A 24,072-nucleotide genomic window follows, 5' to 3' on the forward strand; every position below is an offset into this window, starting at 1 on the left:
CAATTACTATGGCTATTAATTCTATTACTGATGAAGATGCTCTTAATTGGTTTCATCATTGTGGTCTCTGCTTCGACCCTTTTAGTTAGCTTCTTTTGTGGCGGGTTTGATCGGTATTTGCTGTAATACTGCCGTCAATCAATGGTTATTCTCAGAATACGATGAACCAAACGTTACGATTTCTTTGCAATTCTTGGATTTGCCAATCCGAATAGCCGATCTTTACGACAATATTGAGTTTATTTAAGTCAACCCCGCAAAGATAAGTGGCGGCACTTTGCGCCGCCACTTATCTTTGCGGCTTTGCATCCTCAAAAAATTTGCATTGCCATACGATCCTAAATCGTTAATTTTTATAGTTCAGCTTATCTCTAGCTATAAGGACTATCTTTAACAATGCTATGATCTCAACACGCTAGGAGTGTCTAGAAATAACTAGACTGAGAGCAGATCCTTAGAACCTGAACCGATTGACATCGGCGTAGGAAAGCACATTATTTGAGGAAATTTACATGACAGTTGGTTTGAAACTCCCCTCTGCGCCTACAAGGCGCGGAGAATATCGCGGTACGCAAATGCATTGTGCTCGTCAAGGCATCATCACTGAAGAGATGCAGTATGTGGCATGGCGTGAAAATCTACCCGTCGAGCTGGTACGCGCTGAAGTCGCCAGAGGTCGGGCAATCATTCCCGCCAACAAGAATCACACAAATCTTGAACCAATGGGAATTGGCATTGCCTTCCGATGCAAGGTCAACGCCAACATCGGTGCATCCCCAAACTCTTCTAACATTGATGAAGAAGTTGAGAAGTTACATTTATCAGTCAAATATGGCGCTGATACAGTCATGGACTTGTCCACTGGTGGCGGCGATCTCGATGTGATTCGGACTGCGATTATCAAGGCTTCACCTGTTCCTATCGGCACAGTTCCCATTTACCAAGCACTCGAAAGCGTGCATGGCACAATGCAAAACCTCACACCTGATGACTTCTTACACATTATTGAGAAGCACGCTGAGCAAGGTGTAGACTATCAAACCATCCATGCAGGGATTTTGATCGAGCATCTACCACTTGTCAAGAATCGTCTTACTGGGATTGTTTCCCGTGGTGGTGGTATTTTGGCGCGTTGGATGTTGCATCATCACAAGCAAAATCCTCTCTATACCCATTTCAATGACATCATCGAAATCTTTAAGAAGCATGATGTGTCCTTCAGCCTTGGGGATTCGCTACGTCCAGGTTGCTTGCATGATGCCTCCGATGACGCTCAGCTTGCTGAGTTAAAGACTCTTGGACAGCTAACTCGACGTGCTTGGGAACATGATATTCAAGTCATGGTCGAAGGTCCTGGACATGTGCCAATGGATCAGATCGAGTTCAATGTTCGCAAGCAAATGGAAGAATGCTCTGAAGCTCCTTTCTATGTACTTGGTCCTTTGGTAACGGATATTGCCCCAGGATATGACCACATCACTTCTGCGATCGGTGCAGCAATGGCTGGTTGGTATGGTACGGCTATGCTTTGCTATGTCACGCCTAAGGAACACCTCGGCTTGCCAAATGCTGAAGATGTACGTAATGGCTTGATTGCCTACAAGATCGCAGCCCATGCTGCGGATATTGCGCGTCATCGTCCTAACGCACGCGATCGCGATGATGAGCTATCAACTGCGCGTTACAACTTTGATTGGAACAAACAATTTGAGCTATCTCTCGATCCTGAGCGTGCTAAGGAATATCACGATGAGACCTTGCCTGCGGATATCTATAAAACCGCAGAGTTCTGCTCGATGTGTGGACCTAAGTTCTGTCCTATGCAAGAGAAAGTTGATGCTGAGGCAATTAGTGAGTTAGAGAAGTTTCTCGCTAAAGAGCCTGTAACTTCGGCTTAATCAAAAACAAAAAAAAGGAGGTGCATCGCACCTCCTTTTTTGGTATGAAACAAAAGCAACTTACTGCTAGTCTAGTTAGACATGTTTGCTAGATATCTTGTTGGTGTCTGAATATGAATAAGTTTCCCTGTCCTAGTCTTATTAATGTAGTTTTTCTCTTGTCCCTCACTGTGCCCTCTGCTGCTTGGGCGCAGGCTGCTCAACAAAAGATTGTTTATGTATCCCCACAAGGTAACGATCCACAGACCTATCGCACAATCACAGCTGCGATCGCAGCCAATCCTCAAGAAGGAACAATTTTCCAATTAAGTAATGGCACATATAGCCAAACTACGGGCGAAAGTTTTCCAATTCGTCTTCCTAAAGGTGCAATCTTACGAGGTAATCCTAGCGCTAATGGAAATGGTGTAGTAATTAGCGGTGGTGGGCGCTTTGTCAGTCCCACTTTTGCAAGTCAAAATATTGCGATCGCCGCCGCAACGAACTCCCGCATCGAAGGTATCACAGTCACTAATAGCAATCCGCGCGGCTATGGACTATGGTTAGAATCCAGCCGTAATGTCATTATTGCTAACAATAGTTTTGTGAGTAGTACCCACGATGGCATCTTCCTCACAGGCAGTGCTAATGCTTTCATTGGCAATAATCTATTCACGAATAATAAAGGCAGTGGTATTTCAGCGCTTGGCACAAGCACAGGGGAAATTCGCGATAACAAATTTGAGAATACAGGCTTTGGATTGTCGATTGGACAGCAATCTCAAGTTCTTTTAGCGAATAATAATATCTCTCGCAATGTGGATGGAGTTATTATTTCTAACACGGCTCAGCCGACTCTACGTGGCAATGCGATCGCTGATAACCAGCGTAATGGTTTAGTCGTTCTTAGTAGTTCCAATGGTTCTCCTCGTCCTGACCTTGGCACGACGGTTTCGCTAGGAAATAATACTTTCCGAAACAATCGTGAATTCGATATTAATAATGCTACGACTATTCCTTTAGTAGCTGTGGGCAATCAAATTAATCAATCACGGGTGAAGGGATTACTTGATTTGAGAGCATCGAGTTCTCCTATTACCAATGCGATCGCTACTTCTGTCACTCCTGCACCTCTGCCATCGATTCCAGCAGCGCCAGTCAATACGGTCACCCCTGTTCCGATTCAATCTAATCCCATTCCTACACCGACTACAGTATTTGTACCAGCCAAGCCCCCTAGCTCTGGTCAAGTTTTACCAAGTCCTGTAGTGTCCACTAATCCTAATACTGCACCAACAACGATTATCATTGAGCGTGACTATAGCGCTCCTGCGACTCCTCCTAGAGTTGCGGCTTTACCACCAGCTACCCTTGATCCCACCACAGGCAAGCCTTTTCAATATCGAGTAGTTGTGCCAGTCACTTCCACTGCTGTAACTCAGCGGGTAAAAACAGTTGTTCCCGATGCATTTCGGTTATCGCGTAGTGGTAGAACTGTGATGCAAGTAGGAGCCTACAGTGAGAATACTACTGCCAATCAACTAGTGCAGAAACTCGCCCAATCTGGTTTAAAAGCGGAAATCATTCCCTTTCGTTAGAAAAACAAGGGATTTAATTAAGTCCCTTGTTTTTTGTTTATTCAGTGCGATCGCCTTTCAATCAAAATTAATGCCTCGCAATTACTATTGGCTGCCATTTATAAATTAAAGTTTTGGAGATCGCTTTGGCTTTGAGACCTTTGGCATCTTGGGCTGTTTTGTGGAAGTTTTTTGCAGCTTTTGGACTTGTTTGATAGTTAGTCCTGTAAATTGAGCAACTAAATCTGTGGAGACATTTGAAAGCAACATGTTTAGAGCTATCTGACGGGCAGTTTCAGCCTTGCCTTCAGCTTTGCCTTCAGCTTTGCCTTCAGCTTTGCCTTCCAGTAAAATATCCTGATAAATCACTGATTCTTTCATGATTTCACTCCTTAGTAGTCTTTGGATGATTGCTTTGTCTAAGGCTATACCCGATATTATAGCGGTAGATGCTGCCACGTTACTTTGGACTCGTTTATCGGCAATATGAGTAATTTGTCTTGCCACATCCCTTAAAGTTGCTTCAGGGTTGCTTGTTTGGGTTAAGACAGCGAGTGGCAATAGCCCAAGGTATTGCCGAAAGATGTCAGTGGGTTGTTCCCAGAGACGAATGACATTAAATTCATGGTTTAGCTGCTGAGATTTAAAGCTGGTTTGATATGCAAGTGGCGATTTTGTTGGCTTTAAATAGATGACAGTTTGATGAATTGCTTTGGTGGGATATTTACCGTAAAGTCTCAACCAATAGTTCGCCATCCGATATGCCATTGTCTCATCGGTTTTGGTCTGGAACTCCAAATGCACAACTATTTCTGGCGACTCTAGAAATATGACGGAATCTGCACGGATTGGCTCGGCGGAGAGTTCCGATGGTTCAAGTTTGGTTAGCGGAATAGATTTCCCCAAAAGCCAACTGGCAAAGTCTTCGGGGAAGTTCTCGGCTAGAAATTTGCAGGTATTGTCATACATTAAAGAATTGTATAGCTTTAATCATGCAAACCCCAAAAGGTAGTTGCGGCGCTTCGCGCCGCAACTACCTTTTGGAGTTTGTTAAGGATTTTTTGCAAGTGGCAGAATTTTCGTGTATTTTGATTGGCACAAACACATAATCAACTGTGTGAATTTTTTGTCCGTTGGTTAAAGAGGATTTCCTGTATGCGTTGCAAACCTAGTCTCTTCAGCGCGATCGCCACAAGTATCACGGTTTTAGCGATCTCACCGCCGCTGTTTGCGCGTCCCGCCCTGTCACCGACGCACGCCCAAACATGGAAAATTAGCCAATTACCACAGACAGCGTCACTGATTTATGTTGCCCCGCGTGCTAACCCTAACGGGGATGGTTCGCCAAATAATCCCTATCCATCGATCGCAGCCGCGCTTGCGACTAAACCTGTGGCGGGATCGGTGATCCAGCTACAGGAAGGACTCTACAGTACTGAGACAGGCGAGTCTTTTCCGATTAAACTTCCCTCAGGTGTGACACTACGCGGTGCGCCGACAGTTAGAGGCGTGAATACTGTGATTCGTGGCGGTGGCAAGTTTATTAGTACCAGCTTTGCCAGTCAAAATATTACGATGCTTGCCGACAATGATGCGCGGATTGAAGGACTTACCGTTATCAACCCCAACACGAGAGGTACTGCGGTTTGGGTTGAGTCAGGTAAGCGCGTGGCGATCGCTAATAATACTTTTATCAACAGCGATCGCGAAGGTTTATTTTTGACGGGGACTGCCGATGCGATCGTTAGCGATAATGTCTTTAAGAAAAATGGCGCAAATGGACTCTCTGCGGTAGGCAGTAGCAAGGGCGAAATCCGTAATAATACTTTTGAAAATACTGGATTTGGACTAGCGATCGGGCAAAAATCGCGGGTGAATGTAAGTGATAACATCATTCTCAATAATAATGACGGAATTGTCATTTCCAATCTGTCTGCTCCGACTTTGCGAAATAACTTGATTTCTGACAATCAACGCGATGGAATTGTAATTCTTAGAGATCGTAAGGGCTATCCCACACCTGATTTAGGAACTTCTACAAATCTTGGGAAAAACATCTTCCGCAATAATAAAGGTAAAGATCTTAACAATAATTCTGGGGTTACTCAAGTTGCGGTTGGTAATCAACTCGACCCCAAAAAGATTGCAGGGGATATTGCCTTTGCAGGAGAGTTCCCAACTGCTCCTGCACCACAAATTGCCAGTACTCCAGTACCTGTGGTTACGCCAACATTAACTTCTGCGCCCAAGATTCCTAGCAATGCCAGCAATGTTGAGCCTATCGAAATTACCAGACCTCAACCCAGTTTTACTACTCCAGTTAATCCTCCAACGGCTTTAGCCCCATCAAGTAGCAGTATCTTCATTGAGCCATTGCCTGATGTACCGCAGCCAGTCACACCAGTTAAGACTACATCTTTTACTCCTAGAACTCCTCTTCCCGTAACTGCTCCAAAACCAGTGGCTCCAGTTACCAATCTTTCACAAAGTCCTAGCGAAGTTCTCATTGATCGAGATCCTATTCCAGTTGTCCCACCTAAGCCTGTCACTCCGCCAAAATCAATATTTGTCCCAAGCAATCCACCACTAACTACTCCAGTTACTCCAACTACTCCAGTTACTCCAACAACCTCCATTCCACCAACAATTACTCCTCCACCAGTCCAGATTACTCCTCCACCAGTCCAAATTCCCTATAATTCTACAATTGCGGCACTAGTGCCCAGACCATCAAGAGATACAGTCCCTTATTTAGTCGTGATTCCATCTTCAGATGCTGAAGCTCTTAATCGAGTCCGCAGCATTGTCCCCAGTGGCAAACTCATTCCTTCACGCTTTGGAAGTATTATTCTGGTGCAAGGATACCCCGATCGCGATCGCGCCGAAGTCTTAAAAGCAATTGTGCGATCGGCAATTGGTCTAGATGCGCGTGTAATTCATCAAAATAGCCTATAGAATGAAATAATTCGCTTTGCGAAGCATTTCATTCTTGGTTTTCGGCTCAGTAATTAGCATAAGCACCCTAATCATCATGCAAGAAACATTAGCTTCAAATCCATCCATGACTGAGTCGATGATTGTCGCCCAAGACGTGCATAAGTGGTATGGCAGTTTTCATGTGCTTAAAGGCGTGAACCTGACGGTAAATCGTGGCGAAGTGGTGGTAATTATGGGGCCATCTGGCTCAGGAAAATCCACGTTTGCGCGAACCTTTAATGCCTTAGAAGAATATCAGCAGGGTAAAATATTTATCGATGGTATTGAGCTATCACCAGAGAATCATCGCAATATCGATGCTATTCGTCGCGAAGTGGGGATGGTATTTCAGCAGTTCAATCTTTTTCCGCATCTCACGGTTTTCCAAAATATTACTCTCGCACCTTCATGGGTTCGTAAATGGTCAAAGACTAAGGCTTCAGAAGTTGCTACGCAGTTACTAGAGAGAGTTGGCATTTCGCAACAGGCTCACAAGTATCCATTACAGCTATCAGGTGGTCAGCAGCAACGAGTTGCGATCGCAAGAGCCTTGGCGATGCAACCAAAAATTATGCTCTTTGATGAGCCGACTTCTTCCCTCGATCCTGAGATGGTACGTGAGGTTTTGGATGTAATGCGATCGCTTGCAGATTCAGGAATGACGATGGTGGTAGTAACGCATGAGGTTGGCTTTGCCCGTGAGGTCGCCGATCGCATTGTGTTTATGGATGGTGGTGTGATTGTGGAAGAGGCTACGCCTGAAGAGTTTTTCCAAAATCCGAAAGAAGAGCGCACGAAGAAGTTCTTGTCACAAATTTTATAGCGATCAGCTATATTTTAGAGATGAAGCAAAAGAACAAAAGCAAGTCCTTCGCACAATTACCTAAAAATGCAATGTCTTCAGTTGCCAAGAGCTTAACTGATGAATGCACTGGATCTAAGCTGGCTATTGACACAATCCTTAAATCGCGATGGCAAGGTGCTGTTAATATCCGAGGTATTAGGTTTCAAATTTTGTATTCTTTGCTTCGAGCCTTTGATTTATATGATGTGGCTGATGGTGAGCGCTACGTCCGACTGGAAGGTATAGAAGACATAGATCTCCTTGGATTTTTCTCAGAGAATGAATATATTCAGGTAAAAACATCTGACAAGCCTTGGTATTGGTCACAATTGGGAGATCCCATTAAAAATTTTTTGGAGGTATCTCGAAGTGCAAATAGTGCTCACTTCACTTTAGTTGTGAATTTTATTCCTAAAACGGATATTGAAAAACTCTACCAATTGTCCTCACTATCTACTAAGGATCGCGAAGATATTACAAAAAAATTTCACACACTTTGTAATAAAGAAGGCGGAAGCACAGAGGAATCTACTAACCTATTGCAAAGGTTGAGGCTACTCCCAATTTCCGAAAAACAGATTTGGGAACAACTTGAGTTAAAGTTGCTTGAGGCATTTAATCTTGGTGGAGAAGGAATAAGTACCTATCTATCAGTTCTGATAGCCAGATTTCTAGACTGGGCAAAAGAGCGTAAGACAATTGGGCGTAGAGATTTAGAAAATATTCGTGTTGAGATAGGTGAGGCTTTATCTCGCGAACAAGAATTTGAAGCATATGGGCGTGGATATATCGAACGATTGATATGGAAAGAAGACTCTACGCCTAATGATTTTCTGGAAGGTAAGGGAACAAGGGCAGGACATATAATTGCTGATTTGGATATTCCAAGAAAAACTTGGCTTGACAGAATAGATCAAGCTTTTTCAACCAGTAAGGTTTGTATTCTGAAGTCTTCTAGTGGTCAAGGCAAGTCAACTCTTTTGTATCGATATGCTGCTGAAAGATGGCAAAGAGATAATGTATTTGCTATACGAGCTGTTGAAAGTCCAGAACAAGCGTCACAGATATGTAGCTATTTGCAAGTTAGGGTTAGCTTAGGTTTGCCAATCTTACTTCTCATTGATGGAATCAGTTATCAAACCCGTTACTGGTCTACAGTTGTCCGTGAATGTTCAGCGATAGGTATTCGTGTTCTTATTTCTGTGCGCGATGAGGACTGGTATCGATTTGGGAATAGTAGCTCAGTTAGTTATGAAATAATCAAACCCGATCTTGCACTACCTGAAGCAAGGCAAATATTTCAGTTTTTAAAATCGCGTGATCGCTTACATTCCTCGGCTACTTCAGCAGAAGGAGCATACGAGAAGGTTGGCTCACATTTGCTTATGGAGTATGTCTATCTTCTAACACAGGGGCATATGCTTGAGGAAAGGCTAAAAGAGCAAATCATGCAGTTTTCTCAATATCAAGAAAATACAGCCAAGATTGAGATTCTAAGTCGCGTTGTATTAGCTGATGCGCTGGGAAGTCCGTTACTATTATCAAAGTTTTTTGATCAACTCAACATAGATGGCGATCGTCAGCAAATTTTACTTTCTTTGCAAGGAGAATATCTAAAAATACAAGACAATAAACTGACAGGATTACATTGGATTCGCTCTGCTTGTCTTGTTCGCATTCTACACGAGGGCTATCCCAATCCTGCGAGTACGGCAATATCTGTTCTCAATGCTGTTCCGAAAGAAAATTTGTCAAGCTTCATTACTAATGCAATTTGTATGGAGGGTTTTGGTGTGGATGAATTTATATCAGAATTAGCTGAACAAGCTGGGGATGTAGATATTGAGACAATAATTTTATATCTCGAAAGTATTTTTGAAGCAGGCGAACAAAGTTTCTTTACTGCGAATAGAAGTTTATTTGATGACGCTTATAACGCTATTGGCAAAGCTGCACCCTTTATGCTAAGTACAGAATTTATCCCTACTATTAAATTAGATACAATTTCTTCTATGATCGCGAGCTTCGGTGATAGAGCAGGTGGTTTTAAGATACTTCAAGATATTTCTTTGAAAGCAATAAAAGTACCGAGAGGATTAGACTTATGTCAACAATTTTTAAAAAAAGCTAGCATTAATCTAAAGCCTGAGCAGTTTAAATCCAGCATAAAGCATATTGGAAAACTGCTTGATTGGTGTTTTTGGTGTCACGTAGAATTACCAATTTGGTCTGTAATCAACCTAGATATAATTAACATTGACTCGCTTTTAAGCTCATCAGTAGAAGAATTTTGCATTTTTATGCAAGGTTTCTCTCGATATGACAAAGCAGAATATGAACAGTGGATATCTGTTCACAACAACCGTATTATTGACTTCCTTAAGGGAAAAACTGAAACTCTAAACCTTGAAGTTTCCTCAGAAAAGCTTTATCTTGAGTTTATCGTAAATCCAGAAGAAGCAAGCCCAGTAGGTCAAGCTATGTTGCGTCTTGAGTATTGCCATGCGGCATTTCCATACTGTGATAGCTATCAATCAAAAGGCATTTGGTTGTTACCATCTGGATTAATCCCTTCTGTTGACTATACTCAACAAAATAAATCTAGAGAGGATTTCCACTTTGAATCTGATGCTTCAAAAAATGCGGTGTGGGTAAAAATAGTGCGAAGAGCATACTTTCCTGACAGTTGCTTTAGCTTTGAAAAAGCTTGGTACGAATGTAGAACTTATTCTTTAGGATTTGTCCGAAATCTATCTGTAATTTTAAAGGAACTGTTGACTAGAGGTAAACTAAAAAGTAAGGATGATTCTTTAGACTTTTTGATTGCCAAATTAGAAACTTCAATAAAGTTTCTCCCCTTATCTTTATCAAAAGTGGCAGAAGTAAAGGAAGTAATAGAAGGTTTTTTAGGCTCTATTCTGAACGAATTAGAGGCTATGAAGGAAAATCCTCTTAGTAATTGGTCACAGAGTTTGAGTGATTTCCTTTATCAATTCCGTCAATATCTCATCAACCAAGATTCAGCTATAGGCAATCTAGCTGTTCGTAAGTTTAAGGATGCCTCTCAACATCTTACTAAAATGCACGATTTATTTGCTCTAATATTTCAGGAATCTCCTGATTATTTCGATGCGCGTAATCTTAATTCTCAAGAGATGAATTGCTATCCCATACTTTGCGATCTCCTAGAAGTATGGATTGTTGATCGCCCCAAAATATTGCCACTAGATATCATGAAGTATATCCAATCTCAAAAAGAGTTTAAATGGCAAGAAACCTTAGAAAAGATAAAGACGGCTCTTGCTCCACTTTTATATAGAATAGATTTTATTTTGCCTAGTGGTATCTATATCGATTATCCACAGAATTATCTGCCTTTAGCTTTTTCTGTAGCAGATCCCTGTAATCCTGAGAAAGAATTATTACTTATTTTAAATGCCCTAAATCAAGCCAAGCATATTACTGAGTATTTTTGTCTAGTACCTATATTTCAAGGAAAACGATTTCTAAAAGGAGGCTTTCAGATAAAAGATGATGATATATCAACAATAGGAAGAGACGAGAAACTTGCGTGGGAAGTTTTGGAAACACAAGAATTCTCTGAGCAAATATGGAAATATTTACCAGAGATTTTATTTGAAGAAAATCCCCATAGATTATTTAAAAGCACTATTGACACTTTGGTTGTAGGTATCGATCAACTGTTTTCTCGTATAGCATTAATTCAGCCATTGTCTAATTCAACTGATTCTCCTATTGATGATTTTTACAATCGGCAGCAAGGTAAAGCTATCTCTCTTATGCAAACTATAGAGGATGCAGCAAACATATCGTTGTGGTTGCTTGATGAACTGTTTCAATCATATAGAAGCACACAAGAATACACTATAATTCATGAATTTCTTCAAAATATAAATACTGATATGCTAAGAAGTTTTTATGATTTTGAAAAAATCAATAATGCGGTTAAAGAATTACTAAAGCCTAAAATGGATTAGTAAAATTTTGAAAAAATAATTCATAAATATCAACTAAAATCACCAGCTTACTCTCCTAAGTAATCAAAATTGAAATTTAAGATGGATTTGTATACTTAAATCTATGAGTTATTGCCTTAATCCTAATTGCCAAAAGCCAGAAAACCTAGACCGTACTGAGGTTTGTCACAACTGCGGTACAAAACTTTTATTGGGCGATCGCTATCGTTCGGTCAAATTACTGGGAAGTGGTGGTTTCGGACGGACATTTTTAGCGATCGATCAGCTAAAACCATCGAAGCCATCTTGTGTAATTAAGCAATTTTCACCGCAAGGGCAGGGTAGTAACCACGATAAAGCTGCCGAACTATTTCAACAAGAAGTTATTCGTCTTGATGAGTTAGGACATCATCCCCAAATCCCCGAATTGCTTGCCCATTATCAACAGGAAAACCAGCAATACCTTATTCAAGAATTTATTGCTGGTCAAAATTTAGCTGAAGAGTTAAAAATACAGGGCGTTCTTAATCAGAGCAAAATTAGACAATTACTCAGCAATCTATTGCCAGTCTTGCAATTTATTCATGGGCATAATGTCATCCATCGTGATATCAAACCCGAAAATATTATTCATCGTCTAGGCAAAGATGCCGCAGACTATGTGCTGGTTGATTTTGGGGCGGCAAAACATGCAATTAATAACGATCTGAGGAAAACGGGAACTAGCATTGGCAGTCCTGAATTTGTCGCACCAGAACAGGCTAGAGGTAAGGCTCTCTTTAACAGTGATTTATATAGTTTGGGAGTTACTTGCATTCATCTCTTAACCCAAGCTTCTCCCTTCGACTTGATTGATATCGATCACAATTGGGTTTGGCGGGATTATCTCACTGGCAATAATGTCAGCAACGATCTTGGTAAAATTCTTGATAAGTTAATTGCGATCGCACCGAGCAAAAGATATCAGTCTGCGGATGAAGTACTGAAGGATCTGCATCCGCAAGCTGCGATCTCCATAAGCAGCAATACTGTAGCTGAATCCCAGCAATCCAATGTTATCTCTACTCCAAAATCGATTCATGAAGATCTCGGCAATGGCGTTGTTTTAGAAATGACATCCATTCCTGCGGGAGAATTTATCATGGGTTCCCCTGAAAATGAGGAATCCCATGAAAACACTGAAAGCCCTCAACATCGAGTCAAAATCCCGCCTTCCTTCATGGGTACTTTTGCAATTACACAGGCTCAGTTTCGAGCAATTATGAATGCTAGCCCTTCTTATATGGTTGGCGATGATCATCCTGTCGAATGTGTCTCTTGGAATGCTGTGGTTGAATTTTGTACGCTCCTATCTCAAAAAACAGGACGCAATTACCGATTACCCAGTGAAGCCGAATGGGAATATGCCTGTCGTGCTAATACCAAAACTCCTTTCCACTTTGGGTCTGCCATTAATACTGACCTAGCAAACTATGATGGCAGATATGTCTATCGCTCTGGCACAAGAGGCGAATACCGTCAAACCACTACGCCTGTAGGAAGTTTCCCGCCTAATGCCTTTGGGCTCTACGATATGCATGGCAACGTTTGGGAATGGTGTCAAGATTTTTGGCATGACGACTATATTGGTGCGCCCACGAATGGCAGTGCTTGGGACAGTGGTAGAAGTTCGATGTATCGAGTATTAAGGGGTGGTTCTTGGTATGGATATCCTTGGTACTGTCGTTCGGCTGCGCGTGGAAGAGGCAAACAAAGTGATTGGAAACTTTATTATGGGTTTCGCGTGGCTTTAACTCTGTAGAAAGAAGCGCTGCTTTCTCTCTAAAATTAATATGATATTATCTGAATGTAGAAAAGTTTTATCTAAGTCCGTAACCTCAAATATAACTTTAAAAATTATGGCATTAGGAAATTTACGACAAAATCTTGACTTTCTCTCGACTCTAAAAGGTGTTGTGACTCTACTGAGAGATCCCTCTCAAACTGAGTCTGTATATGATGTGGAAGATGGACTACGCCATACAAAAGCGACAGAATTGGCAGTGGAGTTTGTTAAGTCTAAACCTGAAGTGGCAGAACTTTTTCAAGAGCGTTATTTAGCACCATCGGTTAATCTTGATGCTTTATTGCAACTACCTGAAGTATCTCTCGGCTATGCCTATGCTACCTATATCAAAGATGCGGGTTTCGATCCCAACTTCTATCGTCTTGTCAAAGTCGAAGATGATGTCAGCTATTTTCTATTGAGAATGCGGCAGACCCATGATATTTGGCATATTGTCGCTGGCTTTAGTACTGATGTTTTTGGAGAATTAGGTTTAAAGGCTTTTGAACTAGCCCAGACTCATCGCACCATGTCAGCAGTCCTAATTGCGGGCGGATTACTTAGTACGTTATTCAAACATCCTGAGCAATTGGATAAGTTGCTAGAGCAGATCGCGATCGGATACAGATTGGGCGCTAAAGCAAAACCATTCTTTGCTAAAAAATGGGAAGAAAATTGGGAGAGACCATTGCTAGCGTGGCGGCTAGAATTGGGCGTAGAACCGATGAAAGAATATGTGCCTTAGGGCAGTCAAAATGTTTGAGTTTTGAATATAGCAATTTATTGCAAAAGGTTCATGCTATTGCATCAAGCAATCTATAATTTGAGCTTCTACAATTGCGGTTATCAAAAATTACTGGAGATTAAAAACTATGCGACAAACTGGGCTAGGCAAAGATACACCAGCTTGGATTATGCAAGTATGGGCGGCTTTTATCATCTCCACTGTGGGAACTGGTGTGGGTATTTTCTATTTAGAAGGTAATTCTTGGCAAAAAGCTTTTGTTGGAATGGGATATGTTTTCTCAATATCATCAACTTTCACACTTTCAAAAACCATTCGCGACAATCACGAAAAGTAATTAAAAAAAACAGCAAGGAGCACTTTGCCCTCCTTGCTGTTTTCTGGGTTTTAGAGTGATCGTTACAAAAAATGCAACAGACGATATTTCTAAAATCTATGAGCTTATACTGATGCAAACTTTATTGTTGGTCAGAAAGCTATGCAGTCATTGAAGTTTCCTTTGGCGATGCCGCGATCGCTTTCCAGATTTTTCGCTTTTAGCACCTCACCTTTCAAAGATGCTCGCGATTATCAGATTATATTTTTATCGGTATTTTTCCTACTCGGAGTATGTACCCGCGATTGGTCACTGAAACCGATCGCGATCGCAATTACCTTTGCAACCTGTTGGCTAACACAAATATGTATGGTCAGCTTATTTCCACCAGCAACACCACAAAAGCATGAGCGTTGGCTCTCACTCAAAAGCGCTACGATTACTGCCTTGGGATTAAGTTTGCTATTGCGCTCCGATAGCTATGGCGCGATCGCCTGTGCATCATTTTTGGCGATCGCTAGCAAATTTATCTTCCGCACCAATAGCAAACATTGGTTCAATCCTGCCAACTTTGGGATTGTTGTAGTTTTGTTGCTAGATAGTTTTGTTGGGAATAGCCACGCATGGGTTTCTAACGGACAATGGGGCGAAGATAGCTTATATGCTCTTGTCTTTTTGGGCTTAGGCGGCATCGTTCTCAAGAAAGTGGGACGTTGGGATACGAGCTTTATGTTTTTAGCTTCCTATGCGATTTTAGAAGGATTGCGAAACTTATGGTTGGGTTGGACTTGGGATGTCCTCGCCCATCGCTTAACTAGTGGCTCTCTGTTGCTATTTGCTTTATTTATGATCACCGATCCGCGTTCCATTCCTAATGCTAAAGCGGCGCGGTTAATTTGGGCATTTGCGATCGCAGTTTTAGCATTCATCTTCCGCAATGTGTTCTTCAACGCTGATGCGATGTTTTATGCATTATTTCTCATCTCACCGCTCACAGTGTTATGCGATCGCATCTGGAATGCGCCACGATTCCAATGGTTACCCAAACGATATAGCGCTTTACCTTCCAACTAAAACCAACATGAGTGAGAGCGCGAAGCGCTCTCACTCATGTTACTGATTTTCAAGGATAGATATATGAAAAAATTTCTGATTTGGATGCGCGTACTTTTAAGTACCGCCCTTGCTTGTTTAGTTGTCTTTGCTTATTCCCCCGCCGTTTTTGCCTTTTGCGGCTTTTATGTATCACAAGCTGATGCTAGCCTGTTTAACAAGGCTTCACAAGTTGTGATAGCCCGTGACGGCAAGCGCACAGTTTTAACGATGGCAAATGACTATCAAGGAGATGTCAAAGACTTCGCTCTGGTTGTGCCAGTGCCAGTATTACTAAAGAAAGAACAAGTTCGCATCGGTGAACAGAAGATCATCGATCGCCTTGATTCCTTTAGCGCCCCTCGCTTAGTGGAATACTTTGACTCCGATCCCTGTGCACGTTATGAAGCCTATGATAGAGTGAGTCTAGGAGCCACCCGAAGTAGTGCTGCGCCTGTTTCGGAAGCAAAAACCCGTGGTGGTAATTATCAAGTCACCATCGAGGCTAAGTTTGCAGTAGGAGAATACGACATTCTGATTCTTAGTGCCAAAGATTCTGATGGTTTGGAATCTTGGCTAATAGATAATGACTACAAAATTCCCCAAGGAGCAAAAGACCTACTTCAGCCCTATATTCGTCAGAATATGAAATTTTTTGTGGCAAAGGTTAACATTGCGGAACTAAGTAAAACGGGTTCACAATCACTAAGACCACTGATGATGGCATATGAATCACCAAAGTTCATGCTGCCAATCCGCTTAGGAATGCTAAATGCTAACGGCGATCAAGACTTACTAGTCTATATTCTTTCACCTAAGGGGCAAGCTGAAGTAGCTAACTATCGCACGATCAAAGTGCCTTCGGGTGATGATATTCCTGTCTATGTGAAGAATGAATTTGGGGACTTCTATAAGTCAATGTTCAAGACTTCCTATGAAAAAGAAGGTCGCAAAGTTGCCTTCTTAGAATATGCATGGGACATGTCAAGCTGTGACCCTTGCTCTGCCGAGCCGCTCTCGCAAGAGGAACTTCGTAAAGCAGGTGTGTTTTGGATCGGTTCGCCAGATATAAACACTTCTTCTGGTGGACGGATTCGCCGTCCTATTCCGTTTCCAGGCAATGATGGACGAGTCTTTATCACGCGCTTACATATCCGTTATAACCGCGATAAATTCCCTGAAGACTTGACATTTAAGGAAACTTCAAATCAAGAATCTTTTCAAGGGCGCTATGTTCTAAGACATGCGTTTAAAGGTGAAACCAACTGTGACGCAGGTAAAGAATATCAGCGATCGCTACGTCCGCGCTTCGAGAAAGAAGCCCAAACTTTATCTAAGTTAACAGGCTGGAATATTGCCGATATTCGTCGCAAGATGAATATTGCGAGTCTTCCTAATCCGGTGGAAAAGCCATTCTGGGAAAATATCTGGAAATAGCTGCAACCATAGCCATTTGTTATGACTATTCCTGAAAGTATCGTTACGTTTTTGTGAGCTGGTATAGCTTAGAATAAAAAATCCATCATTAAGATCGTCAGCGCTTTACGATCTTAATGATGGATTTTTTATTAGTTCTGGTAGACTTGAAAAGTTTGTGAGTCTAAATGAAGCAAGCCATACTGAGTGAAGACTTTAGTTTTTGGATCTGATAGATTTTTCTGAGCGTCAGTTTAAAATTATTCTAAACTCGCGTTACTTATGCTAAATAAAGATCTATGAAAGCACCAGAACACCCAAAAAATGAAGATATTCGTGTAGCGGCCTTGCGATCGCTAGATATTCTTGATACTGAGCCAGAAGAGCGTTTTGATCGGCTAACGAGAATAGCAAAGCGACTATTTGGAGTGCCGATCGCATTAGTTAGCTTCGTTGATATTAATCGTCAATGGTCTAAATCCTCTCAAGGTATAGAATTGGCAGAAACACCCCGTGATATATCCTTTTGTGGTCATGCCATATTAGGCGATGATATTTTTATAATTCCAGATACTTTATTAGATGATCGTTTTCTTGATAACCCTCTAGTTATTAATGAGCCAAGAATTCGCTTTTATGCTGGAGTTCCCCTAATTATCTCTAGTGAAATTCGGGTTGGTACGCTCTGTTTAATTGATCGAGAACCTCGCATACTTAGTGAAGAAGACCAAGAACTATTGCGCGATCTTGGGCAGATGGCAGTACAAGACTTAACATTAGTACAATTAGCAACGATAGATGAGTTGACCCAAATATCTAATCGGCGTGGATTTAGTACTTTAGCGATTCATGCACTAAATCTATGCAAGCGGATGAAGCGACCAGCTTCTCTATTCTTTTTTGATCTCGACTTCTTTAAAGAAATCAATGATCGCTTTGGACATGCGGAAGGAGATCTTGCCTTAATTAATTTCAGTAAAATATTAAAAGATGCTTTTCGTGAGTCAGATGTAGTTGGCAGATTAGGAGGCGATGAGTTTGTTGCCTTATTGACTAATGCTAATCAGTCTGAAACGAATTTAATTCTATATCGGTTAGAAAAAGTACTACAAGACTTTAATAACCAAAATAAATCTCGCGGTTACGAGATTGTTTACAGCGTTGGTGTAGTTGCGTTTGATCCAAGCAAACATCTATCAATTAATGATCTTTTAGCAGAAGGAGATCGCTTAATGTACGAGCAAAAGCGTAACAAACGGATAAAATAATGTTTTCTTGATTGTAAATTACTCCAAAAAGTATAAGGCGGCGCATCGCGCCGCCTTATACTTTTAGCTCTTTTTTCGACCTTCTTGATCGTAATAATCAGGTTTAACAATTTGCTTAGATCTAGCGATCGCTAAAGCATTATCTTCAATATTTTCGACAATTGTTGAGCCAGCCGCAATATTGACGTTTGCGCCAATTTGAATTGGAGCAACTAGAACTGAATTAGAACCAGTTTTGCTGCGATCGCCAATTACAGTTTGATGTTTTTTGAAGCCATCATAATTAGCTGTAATCGTTCCTGCGCCAATATTTACTTGCTTGCCGAGTGTGACATCTCCCAGATAGCTGAGATGGGCGGCATTAGTGCGATCGCCAACTTTGGCATTCTTCAGTTCCACAAAATTACCGATCCGACACTTTTGACCCACATTTGACTCGCCCCGAATCCTCGCAAATGGGCCAATTCGACAGTTATCCGCAATTTGGCTATCTTCGATCACCGAAAATTGAACAGAACAGTTCTCGCCAATAATGCTGTTTGACAATAGACTTGAAGGCCCAATCGTAGTCCCTTCACCAACCTTAGTACTACCACGCAAATGGGAATGTGGCTCGATAATCACATTCGGCGCAAGTTCTACTTCATCATCAATGGTAATTGTTTCAGGAAGTAGCATGGTGACACCAGCCTTCATCCATTTTTCTCGGGCTCTTTTTTGCAAGATCTCATAAGCATGGGCTAACTGGATGCGATCGTTAATGCCAAGACTCTCATCAGGATCTTCTAAATCACTGGCATAAACTGAAGTGAGATAGTCAAATACTTCGGTCAGATAATATTCTTTTTGAGCATTATTAGTAGTGAGCTTCGGTAGCGCCTGAGCCAATTCTTGCCAATCAAAGCAGTAGACACCCGTACTAACGCGCTGATTGAGAATCTGCTCAGGATTACAGTCACGATGTTCGATGATTTTTTCGATTCGCATGTCGCGATCGCAAAAAACACGTCCATAACCCGTTGGGTTAGTAAGAATCCCTGTAAGCACTGTTGCGGAAGCTTTGTGTTGACGGTGGCTATCGATTAAAGCTTGAATAGTTTCTGTTCGCATTAATGGTGAGTCACCCGTAAGTACTACAAGTTCACCTTCAAATCCAGATAGTGGTTCTAACAATTGTTGAATTGCATGACCTGTGCCTAATTGTTCAGTTTGTTCGGCAAATTCTAGATGTGGGTAATCGGCAAGAGCCGCCCGAACTTGATCGCTGCAATAGCCAATAATCGCAATACGGCGATCGGCTTTGAGTGCATCTGTAGCATTGAGAACTCTCTCAACTAATGATTTACCGCCAAGAGGCTGTAATACTTTGGGTAACGCTGACTTCATGCGTGTTCCTTTACCCGCCGCCAAGACTGCAACTGCTAACATAATTTTTATTTCTCCATTAATAAATTTACCTTACACAGAGGTTGAGAGGGTGTTTGAGAAGTTTTTACCCCCTCTAACTCCCCCTTGCAAAGGGGGAGGATTTAAGTTTCCCCCCTTTGCAAGGGGGGATTAAGGGGGGTAAAAGCAGAGATTTATGCCTAGCTAGGGGACTTCTCAAACATGCTCTAAGATTTCATCCATTTGGACGGCTCATTTTCTCAAGATCGAGAACTTCGGCTAGCTTCTCCTCTGTCATCAATCCCTTGTCCAAAACTACTTGACGTAGGGATTTCCCTGTTGCTAGGGATTCCTTCGCGACATCAGCAGCATTGAGATAACCGATGTGAGTATTTAATGCTGTCACCAGTGAAAGACTACCTTCGGCATAGGCTAAACAGCGATCCTCAACGGCAACGATTCCTCTAATACATTTTGTCGCGAGAGTATCGATCGCCTTACCCAAAATCTCAATGCTTTGAATCAAATCATAGGCAATCAGAGGCATCATCACATTTAGCTCCAACTGACCCGCCTGAGCAGCAAAGGCGATCGCTGTGTCATACCCAATCACCTGATAACAAACCATATTTGTCATCTCGGCAATCACAGGATTATATTTGCCTGGCATGATTGAGGAGCCTGGTTGCACTGGTGGCAACTGGATTTCTCGCAAGCCTGTTTTTGGCCCCGAATCCATCAAACGCAAGTCGTTGGCAATCTTGCAAGTATCTTGAGCAAGGTTACGGATTGCACCCGATACATTGACAAAGGGAGCCATGCTTTGCATTGCTGCCATGAGGTTACTAGCTGGTGTTAGCTCAAATCCTGTGATTTCGCTGAGCTTTTCGGCAACGCGATCGCAATACTTCGGATGCGTATTTAGCCCTGTGCCAGATGCACTACCACCTAAACCTAAAACTTTAAGGTCATTTGCCGCTAGGTGAATACGTTTGACATGATCGCTAATAATCTGTGCATAGGCTTGAAATTCATCGCCGAGCCTCACGGGCACAGCATCTTGTAAATGGGTGCGTCCAGATTTAACGATTCCAGCAAAGGCGATCGCCTTGATTCGTAGTTGTTCGTTGAGATTTGCTAAAGCAGGGAAAAGTACTTGATCAAGTGCTAATAAGGCTCCAATCCTGATCGCTGTAGGGATTACATCATTAGTAGACTGTCCATAATTCACATGATCATTAGGGTTCACATTGTTGTAATTACCCTTGACATCACCCAAAATTTCCAAGGCGCGATTTGCTAACACCTCATTAATATTCATATGATGCGATGTGCCCGCCCCCGCTTGATAAACATCGACAACAAACTGCTCGCGTAATTGACCGTCTAATATTTCATCTGCAGCCGCTGCGATCGCCATGCCCATACCGACAGGGATGCAACCGAGTTCGGCGTTAACTAATGCTGTTGCTTTTTTGATTAGTAAACAAGCATCTACAAAGGTGGGGAGAGGCTTAAGTCCACTAATTTTAAAGTTATCGATCGCCCTTACAGTTTGGATACCATAGTAAACGTCATCGGGTAGGGACATTTCCCCCATTGAGTCGCGTTCGGTTCTAGTCATAGGATGTTTATCGGCAGAGTTGGCTATTTGCTTAATGGTAACTTCGCAAGTCTAGATTAACTTTATTTAGCCTTAGAATCGAACCGAATTTGCACCAGTCTTGCTGAGCTCTCCACAAAAGTGGAGGGAATGCTTTGCTCCTAACGTTCTATCATATCGACCCTAATATCAATCTGTACCTCCCCATGTCCATGTTGGGTTACCATTTTTCACGCCCTTATTCAAGATCACAGGCATTAGACCATTCGCATCACTCAGTCCTGTCATATCTAAAATTAAATAAACCTTGTCATTCACAAACCGCATCCGTAAATATGAATGCCCTTCAAACGGTTCTCCGTTATATTTGGTGATGCTTGCTCCTGCCTTGCAGTTGTGATATTTGATCTGCAACTTTGCCACCCAAGTTACGCTAAACTCATCACTTTTCTCAATCCGAAACTCTCTCGCAAACCAACCTAAAGAAGCCGATCCATCGGTAGTATAGCTACCCTCAGTATAGGGACGAGGTGTTTGTGTCAGACTGACTTCATTAGGACAAATTGGAGATTTCCCCCTCACATCCATCGCATAAACCCCAAGCGTGACATTGTTCGCCTCTGCAAAAATGGGATTTGTAAATATGGATAATTGAGCGATCGCAGCACCTCCAACACCCAAACATACTTGCTTAAAAATTTGACTAAAAGCCTTAACCCTAAAATTTTTCATATAGTTTTTACTGCCACATTAACCCAGTCTATGCATTTTGAATCTACAAAACTTAGAAGGCAAAAAAGCTTTTGTAGTTCCCTCAGCCTTCTGGATTTGATTACTGCAATTTTCAAACCCAAACCACAAAAATTTAAAAGTGTTGCTTTGCAACACTTTTAAATTTTTGTGGTTTGGGTTTGCAGCGCTTTGCGCTGCAAGCACGTAGCTCCATGACCCATAATATTGAATAGATCTTAAAAAACGCTATATTGATCTGCCTAGGCTAAAAGCGACAACTAACCCATGACCACTTCCGTTTTATCCGACTTAAAAATTCGTTTCTCTAAGGCGATCGCATCAGCTTTTGGTGAAGAATATGCCAACCACGATCCCGCCGTTGCGCCTTCTAAGGATGCTAAGTTTGGCGATTATCAATGCAATGCCGCTTTGGGCTTAACCAAAAAGCTTAAACAAAAGCCTCAAGATGTGGCAGCAAAAATAATTGAAAATTTACTAGCCGATGAATCTGTAAATGAAATATTCGAGCCTCCCACGATCGCAGGAGCAGGATTTATTAACTTAAAGCTCAAACTTAGCTACCTAGAATCACAATTAGCGAAAATGCAAAAAAGCGATCGCCTTGCGATCGCTAAGGTCGAGAAACCCGATCGCGTCATCGTTGATTTCTCAAGTCCGAATATTGCTAAGGAAATGCATGTCGGACATTTGCGATCGACGATTATCGGTGACAGCATTGCGCGGATTCTGGAATTTCAAGGTCACGAAGTCCTGCGTCTCAACCATGTTGGCGATTGGGGAACCCAATTTGGGATGTTGATTACCTATTTACGCGAAGTTTATCCCGATGCGCTGACTAAAGCCGATGCGATCGCGATCGGTGACTTGGTGGAACTCTATCGCGCCGCAAAAAAACGCTTTGACGAAGATGCAGAATTCAAAGAGATTTCTCGCGCTGCGGTAGTGGAGCTGCAAGCTGGAGGTACTGAAGCCAAACTGGCATGGCAACTACTTTGCGAACAGTCACGTTGCGAGTTCCAAAAGATCTATGACACCCTCAATATTCAATTAGAAGAACGTGGTGAATCTTTTTATAATCAGTTCTTGTCAGATGTAGTCACAGATCTACGTGAAACTGGCTTACTCCAAGAAGATCAAGGTGCATTATGTGTGTTCTTAGAAGGATTCAGTAATAAAGATGGTCAACCCTTACCCCTAATCATTCAGAAAACTGATGGCGGCTATAACTACGCCACCACTGACCTCGCTGCCCTTCGCTATCGCATTCGCGAAGACAAAGCCACGCGGATTATTTATGTGACAGATATCGGTCAATCGGGACATTTTGCCCAAGTCTTCCAAGTTGCCAAGCGGGCAAATTGGATTCCTGAAGCGGTGCAAACTACTCACGTTCCCTTTGGATTGGTGATGGGTGATGATGGTAAGAAATTTAAAACGCGATCGGGTGACACGATCGCACTCAAGAGTCTCTTAGAAGAAGCAGTCACCCGTGCGCGTGCTGATATCGAAACCCGCAACCCTGAAGCATCTGATGAATTCAAGCAAGATGTCGCCGAAGCCGTTGGACTTGGTGCAGTAAAGTATGCCGACCTGTCGCAAAATCGCACCAGCAACTATATCTTCAGCTTTGATAAGATGCTCGCTCTACAAGGCAACACAGCACCCTATATGCTCTATGCCTATGTGAGGGTGCAGGGAATTGGGCGTAAGGGCGAGATTGATTTTGCTAGTTTGGATGCTGATGCGATCAAGCTCACGCAAGAGCCAGAGATTGTTTTAGCTAAGCATTTGTTGCAATTTGCCGAAGCGATCGATGCTGTTTCTGAAGAACTATTCCCAAATCGTCTTTGTCAATACCTCTTTGAACTCAGTCAGAAATTCAATCAATTTTTTGAGCAATGCCCTGTATTGCAAGCTGAGGAATCAGAGAGAATCTCGCGCCTAAGTCTGTGTGATATCACAGCTAAAACTCTTAAGCTTGGTTTAAATCTCCTCGGTATTCGCGTGTTGGAACGGATGTAAAAAAAGGTCGTGCGAAGCACGACCTTTTCTAAAATATAGGAATTAAAAAAATGTCTTTAGAAAAACCTGATAGCGTTTGGAATCATAAGCCTTGGTGGTGTCAACCTTGGACAATTATCTTGACTGGAATCTCGATTATTAGTGGCAGTTGGCTATTGTTTAAAATCGTCTGGTTATCGATTGTTGTCGCGATTCCCATATCTGCATGGATGGGATTCTTTGTGATTCTATTTCCCAAACTAGCGCTGCAAGAAGCTAATCAAGAGATTAATTAGGGCTTGCTGAAAAAGAAACTAAGCGAAAAGGAGTGTGCAAAGAGGAAGAGGATAATACTTTGACTGTCTACTAGGAAATTGCCAAGAAAAAGAATTAAAGTTAAAGAGCGGTTTCCGCGA

General features: G+C 42.0%; 17 protein-coding genes and 1 riboswitch. Of the genes, 13 read left to right on the plus strand and 4 right to left on the minus strand.

The annotated features are described in order from the left end of the window. Positions 1-407 precede the first annotated feature (407 nt). Positions 408-505: riboswitch (TPP riboswitch) on the plus strand. A gap of 7 nt (positions 506-512) precedes the next feature. After that, positions 513-1,898 (plus strand): phosphomethylpyrimidine synthase ThiC, encoded by a 1,386-nt coding sequence (thiC, locus tag PseudUWO311_RS23345; RefSeq protein WP_142657622.1) that lies wholly within the window; start codon positions 513-515, stop codon positions 1,896-1,898. Between the two features lie 113 nt (positions 1,899-2,011). Continuing rightward, on the plus strand, positions 2,012-3,475 hold the full coding sequence (locus PseudUWO311_RS23350; protein ID WP_142657623.1) for a DUF1565 domain-containing protein: 1,464 nt from the start codon (positions 2,012-2,014) through the stop codon (positions 3,473-3,475). 105 nt (positions 3,476-3,580) lie between these two features. On the opposite strand, the gene PseudUWO311_RS23355 is transcribed toward PseudUWO311_RS23350, so the two are convergent. Then, a complete protein-coding gene (locus tag PseudUWO311_RS23355) occupies positions 3,581-4,423 on the minus strand; it encodes an Rpn family recombination-promoting nuclease/putative transposase (protein WP_142657624.1) in 843 nt (280 codons plus the stop codon). A gap of 186 nt (positions 4,424-4,609) precedes the next feature. On the opposite strand from PseudUWO311_RS23355, the gene PseudUWO311_RS23360 reads away from it, so the two are divergent. From PseudUWO311_RS23360 to PseudUWO311_RS23400, 9 genes are all read left to right on the plus strand, one after another. After that, a complete protein-coding gene (locus tag PseudUWO311_RS23360; RefSeq protein WP_142657625.1) occupies positions 4,610-6,409 on the plus strand; it encodes a DUF1565 domain-containing protein in 1,800 nt (599 codons plus the stop codon). 76 nt (positions 6,410-6,485) lie between these two features. Next, entirely contained in the window at positions 6,486-7,253 is a 768-nt protein-coding gene (locus PseudUWO311_RS23365) for an amino acid ABC transporter ATP-binding protein (RefSeq protein WP_142657626.1), read from the plus strand. Between the two features lie 20 nt (positions 7,254-7,273). Further along, positions 7,274-11,272, plus strand: coding sequence for a dsDNA nuclease domain-containing protein (locus tag PseudUWO311_RS23370; protein ID WP_190303635.1), 3,999 nt, complete (start codon positions 7,274-7,276; stop codon positions 11,270-11,272). A gap of 103 nt (positions 11,273-11,375) precedes the next feature. Further along, complete coding sequence (locus PseudUWO311_RS23375; protein WP_142657628.1) at positions 11,376-13,052, plus strand: bifunctional serine/threonine-protein kinase/formylglycine-generating enzyme family protein; 1,677 nt, start codon at positions 11,376-11,378, stop codon at positions 13,050-13,052. Positions 13,053-13,149: 97 nt separating this feature from the next. Then, entirely contained in the window at positions 13,150-13,821 is a 672-nt protein-coding gene (locus tag PseudUWO311_RS23380) for a Coq4 family protein (protein WP_142657629.1), read from the plus strand. Between the two features lie 127 nt (positions 13,822-13,948). Beyond that, complete coding sequence (locus PseudUWO311_RS23385) at positions 13,949-14,158, plus strand: YiaA/YiaB family inner membrane protein (RefSeq protein ID WP_142657630.1); 210 nt, start codon at positions 13,949-13,951, stop codon at positions 14,156-14,158. Positions 14,159-14,326: 168 nt separating this feature from the next. Then, positions 14,327-15,211, plus strand: a complete 885-nt coding sequence (locus PseudUWO311_RS23390; RefSeq protein ID WP_190303637.1) for an RnfABCDGE type electron transport complex subunit D — start codon at positions 14,327-14,329, stop codon at positions 15,209-15,211. Between the two features lie 63 nt (positions 15,212-15,274). Further along, a complete protein-coding gene (locus PseudUWO311_RS23395; RefSeq protein ID WP_142657632.1) occupies positions 15,275-16,666 on the plus strand; it encodes a DUF2330 domain-containing protein in 1,392 nt (463 codons plus the stop codon). A 278-nt stretch (positions 16,667-16,944) separates the two neighbouring features. After that, the gene (locus tag PseudUWO311_RS23400; protein WP_142657633.1) at positions 16,945-17,913 is read left to right on the plus strand and encodes a GGDEF domain-containing protein; all 969 of its coding nucleotides are present in this window, start codon (positions 16,945-16,947) and stop codon (positions 17,911-17,913) included. A 63-nt stretch (positions 17,914-17,976) separates the two neighbouring features. Here PseudUWO311_RS23400 and glmU read toward each other — a convergent pair whose 3' ends face one another. The 3 genes from glmU to PseudUWO311_RS23415 form a co-directional block, all read right to left on the minus strand. Continuing rightward, on the minus strand, positions 17,977-19,341 hold the full coding sequence (gene glmU / locus PseudUWO311_RS23405) for a bifunctional UDP-N-acetylglucosamine diphosphorylase/glucosamine-1-phosphate N-acetyltransferase GlmU (RefSeq protein ID WP_142657634.1): 1,365 nt from the start codon (positions 19,339-19,341) through the stop codon (positions 17,977-17,979). A 193-nt stretch (positions 19,342-19,534) separates the two neighbouring features. After that, positions 19,535-20,923: an aspartate ammonia-lyase gene (locus tag PseudUWO311_RS23410; RefSeq protein WP_142657635.1), complete on the minus strand. Its 1,389-nt coding sequence runs from the start codon at positions 20,921-20,923 to the stop codon at positions 19,535-19,537. Positions 20,924-21,091: 168 nt separating this feature from the next. Then, positions 21,092-21,634 (minus strand): hypothetical protein, encoded by a 543-nt coding sequence (locus tag PseudUWO311_RS23415; RefSeq protein ID WP_190303636.1) that lies wholly within the window; start codon positions 21,632-21,634, stop codon positions 21,092-21,094. A 285-nt stretch (positions 21,635-21,919) separates the two neighbouring features. Between PseudUWO311_RS23415 and argS the strand changes: the two genes are divergently transcribed. Next, on the plus strand, positions 21,920-23,677 hold the full coding sequence (gene argS / locus PseudUWO311_RS23420; RefSeq protein ID WP_142657636.1) for an arginine--tRNA ligase: 1,758 nt from the start codon (positions 21,920-21,922) through the stop codon (positions 23,675-23,677). A 50-nt stretch (positions 23,678-23,727) separates the two neighbouring features. Then, positions 23,728-23,952, plus strand: a complete 225-nt coding sequence (locus PseudUWO311_RS23425; RefSeq protein WP_142657637.1) for a DUF6737 family protein — start codon at positions 23,728-23,730, stop codon at positions 23,950-23,952. The last annotated feature ends 120 nt before the right edge of the window (positions 23,953-24,072 follow it).

The organism is Pseudanabaena sp. UWO311 (assembly GCF_006937785.1).
Lineage (GTDB): Bacteria > Cyanobacteriota > Cyanobacteriia > Pseudanabaenales > Pseudanabaenaceae > Pseudanabaena.